This window comes from Peribacillus sp. P4_C12 (genome assembly GCF_056402095.1).
In genome coordinates, this window is sequence record NZ_JBFUIB010000305.1 from 1 (window position 1) to 4,450 (window position 4,450).

The window sequence follows — 4,450 nt, forward strand, 5'->3', positions numbered from 1 at the left end:
GTATTAAATACAGGTACCCCTTCCGCTTCTGTTCCACCTGTATTTAATACAGTTTCCGAAGCTGTCACTGAAACCGGAGCAAATGCATCTGTTATCTACGTACCTGCTCCATTTGCAGCGGATGCCATTCTTGAAGCGGTTGATGCAGAACTTGATCTTGTAATTTGTATCACGGAGCACATTCCTGTCCTTGACATGGTTAAGGTGAAGCGATATATGCAAGGCAAAAAAACTCGTTTAATTGGACCAAACTGTCCGGGTGTTATTAGTCCGGAAGAGTGTAAGATTGGTATTATGCCAGGGTATATCCATAAAAAAGGTCATGTAGGCGTGGTTTCTCGTTCTGGAACTTTGACGTATGAAGCCGTTCACCAATTATCACAAGCAGGCATCGGACAATCATCCGCTGTCGGTATCGGTGGGGATCCTGTTAACGGAACTGATTTTATTGATGTACTTAAGGCATTCAATGAAGATCCAGAAACTCATGCGGTGATCATGATTGGGGAAATCGGTGGCACAGCAGAAGAAGAAGCAGCAATCTGGGTGAAGGAAAATATGACGAAGCCAGTTGTCGGGTTTATTGGTGGCCGCACGGCTCCAGCCGGTAAACGTATGGGACATGCTGGTGCTATTATTTCAGGCGGTAAGGGAACAGCTGATGAGAAAATCCGCGTTATGAATGAATGCGGTATTAAAGTAGCCGAGACCCCATCCGTTATGGGCGAAACTTTGATTTCTGTCCTTAAAGAAAAAGACATGTATGAACCTTGCAAAACACACTAATCTAAGATGGACCGACCTGTTTTTTGGGTCGGTCTTTATTTCACTTCAATCTCCCCGAAACACATCTTAACAACCGCAATTAATCTTCTTTTAAAAATTTCCGATTAGGGGTGCTTCTAATTGAACAGGAAAGAAAAATTAATCCACCTCCATCATTGCCGTGGAGCAGGATGGAAAACGATCCAAACAATTATGGCCTATAATCCATCCCTTTCTTCTCTTTTCACAACCACGTACACCGAATGGGCTGAAATCCTTCCTATACCTTCAAATAAATTAAATCTCTTTCTGAAAGATTTACATTCTCTTAATACGATTAAAAAGGTAAAGCAATACGAATATAACCAAATTAAATGTCTGACTATGTTTGATGAAGATTACCCGTTTTTGCTGAGGCAGATATTTGATCCCCCATGGGTGCTTTATTTTAAAGGCGATAAACAGCTTCTAGAGAAGAAGAGTACTCTAGGTGTCGTTGGAACACGTAAGCCAACCTGGTATGGACTAGAGGCCTTAAAAACGATTTTACCGCCACTTGTGCAGAAAAACTTTGTCATCATCAGTGGAGTGGCAGCTGGAATCGATGCGGCTGCACACAAAGTCACATTGGATGAAGGTGGAAATACGATTGGAGTTTTGGGCGGGGGACTTTTGCAAATTTATCCAAAATCTAATATCCCGCTTGCAAGAGAAATAAGCAATAAAGGGTTATTGCTTTCTGAGACTCCTCCGGCGATGAGGGCGGAACCTTGGATGTTTCCGCTTCGCAATCGTATTATTAGTGGATTATCCAAGGGAGTATTTGTGGTAGAAGCTAAAGAAAAGAGCGGTTCCCTAATAACTGCACAGGCAGCTCTTGAACATGGCAGAGAGGTATTTGCGCTTCCAGGTAACGTATCAAGCCCAGAATCATTAGGGGCCAATCAATTAATTCAAGATGGAGCCAAACTTGTTTTGAGTTCGTTACAGATTGAGGAAGAATTTTGAACAATATAATATAGAAGATATACGGAAAAATTGAAGGGGAAATAGCAAAAAAGGTGCTTTTTTAGATGAATAGGTTGAAATTTTAGTCAAAAAGGTTGAAAATATTGTAAAACTGTTATAAGTTTTGCAAATGACACCTCTTGTTAAAATATCTAAAATTAAATAAATCAGCATGCTTTGAAAAATAAAGAGGTGTTGACAAATGAAATTTGAATGATTAATAATAGTGAAGATTTATATTACCTCTTTGAGGAGGATTTATTGGATGTCAGAATATTTAGTGATTGTGGAATCGCCCGCAAAGGCGAAAACAATTGAACGTTACTTAGGGAAAAAATATAAAGTAAAGGCTTCCATGGGGCATGTACGCGATTTGCCTAAAAGTCAAATGGGTGTCGATGTTGAAAATGAATATGAGCCTAAATATATAACTATCCGCGGCAAAGGCCCGGTTCTAAAAGAATTGAAAACAGCTGCAAAAAAAGCAAAAAAAATCTATCTCGCAGCTGACCCCGACAGAGAAGGTGAAGCGATTGCCTGGCATTTAGCTCACAGTCTCGATGTCGACATTAATTCAGATTGCCGTGTCGTATTCAATGAGATTACGAAGGAAGCGATCAAAGAATCATTTAAATCACCAAGACCCATTAATATGAAGTTGGTTGATGCACAGCAGGCAAGGAGAATATTGGATCGTTTGGTCGGATATAATATCAGCCCGCTTTTGTGGAAAAAAGTGAAAAAAGGCTTAAGTGCAGGACGAGTTCAATCGGTTGCTGTTCGGATGATTATTGACCGAGAGAAAGAAATCAAAGACTTTGTACCGGAAGAGTATTGGACAATCAGGGCTGATTTTGTTAAAGGAAATGAACAGTTTGAAGGTTCCTTTTTCAGCCTTGGTGGTGAACGGAAAGAATTAAACACGGAAGAAGATGTCAAGAAAGTACTTGCTTCTTTAAGCGGCGGCGAATTCACCATTGGTACCGTGACGAAAAAGGAAAGAAAGCGTAATCCAGCTGCACCTTTTACGACTTCTTCCTTGCAACAAGAAGCCGCGCGGAAATTAAATTTCCGTGCCAAGAAAACCATGATGCTTGCTCAGCAGCTTTATGAAGGAATTGAGCTCGGAAAAGAAGGTACAGTCGGGCTAATCACTTATATGAGAACGGATTCGACCCGGATTTCGGATATTGCCAAGCAGGAAGCCCATAGCTTTATTCAAAACAGTTATGGTGATGATTATGTTCAGGTTGAACAGCGCAAGGAGAAAAAACAGACAAATGCTCAGGACGCGCATGAAGCGGTTAGACCGACAAGCACATTACGTGAACCAAGTTTAGTGAAGGAGTTTTTATCTAGAGATCAATTCCGTTTATATAAATTAATTTGGGAACGCTTTGTTTCAAGTCAAATGTCTTCGGCTGTAATGGATACAATGAGCATTGACCTTCACAACGGTGATGTCATTTTCCGGGCAAATGGTTCTAAAATTAAATTTCCAGGTTTCATGAAGGTATATGTTGAAGGTTCGGATGACTCAGTGGAAGAAAAGGAAAATGCCCTTCCAGATGTAAAAAAAGGAGATCAATTCTTTTCAAAAGATGTCGAACCGAAGCAGCATTTCACACAGCCACCGCCACGCTATACAGAGGCGCGTCTTGTCAAAACACTAGAGGAACTAGRCATAGGCCGGCCGTCTACATATGCTCCTACATTGGATACGATTCAAAAACGAGGCTATGTTACGCTTGATAATAAGCGATTTATCCCGACTGAGCTTGGTGAAATTGTCCTTGAATTGATACGTGAATTCTTTCCGGATATTCTAGATGCAGAATTCACTGCCAAGATGGAACAGGAATTTGATAGTGTCGAAGAAGGAAGCGTTGAATGGATTAAGGTCATTGATGAATTTTACAAAGATTTCGCTATTCATTTGGCTAAAGCGGAAGTCGAAATGGAGAAAATTGAAATCAAAGATGAGCCTGCAGGGGAAGATTGCGTAGAATGCGGACATGAAATGGTCTTTAAAATGGGTCGATATGGAAAGTTTATGGCTTGCAGTAATTTCCCGGATTGCCGTAACACAAAACCAATCGTTAAAGAAATCGGAGTGAAATGTCCGAAATGTAAAGAAGGCAACATCATTGAGCGGAAAAGTAAAAAACGTCGACTGTTCTACGGTTGTGATACTTATCCAGGATGTGACTTCATTTCATGGGACAAACCTCTACCTCGTAGTTGTCCAAAATGTGAAGGTAYGCTTGTTGAGAAAAAACTCAAAAAAGGCGTGCAGGTACAGTGTATGGATTGTGATTTCAAAGAAACACCTCAAGCTTAGAAAAGGTGGACTAATTACTCCCATATTTCTATGTTCAATTGAGAAACTCAGAATAAAATGTGGACTCGGCATCTGCCGAGTTTCTTTATGTTCATGGATGTGTGCTATCATCATAATAAGAGGATTTTATTTCCAAGAAGAAATTGGATAAAGCCTGAAACTTTTTTATTTGGGTCATGTAATGTAAAATTCAGTGGACAAGTGTATTAACTTAAAGATATAATTCCTCTTTGTGTCCGTTGTCCATCTTAGGAAACTTGGGTTGTAGGAAGAATGCAGGATTGGTGGCATAGGGTTTTATAATTGTCGTCAGCAGGAACGAGTATTTTATAGGTG

The 4,450-nt window shown here is 40.2% G+C and carries 3 protein-coding genes; all 3 read left to right on the forward strand.

Translation table 11 applies throughout. The features are described from left to right. On the forward strand, window positions 1-786 hold a 786-nt coding region (gene sucD, locus AC1DUW_RS21615; RefSeq protein WP_477643423.1), incomplete at its 5' end, for a succinate--CoA ligase subunit alpha. A 120-nt stretch (window positions 787-906) separates the two neighbouring features. Continuing rightward, entirely contained in the window at window positions 907-1,773 is an 867-nt protein-coding gene (gene dprA / locus AC1DUW_RS21620) for a DNA-processing protein DprA (protein WP_053345312.1), read from the forward strand. A 265-nt stretch (window positions 1,774-2,038) separates the two neighbouring features. Continuing rightward, entirely contained in the window at window positions 2,039-4,114 is a 2,076-nt protein-coding gene (gene topA, locus AC1DUW_RS21625; protein ID WP_477643424.1) for a type I DNA topoisomerase, read from the forward strand. Window positions 4,115-4,450 lie beyond the last annotated feature (336 nt).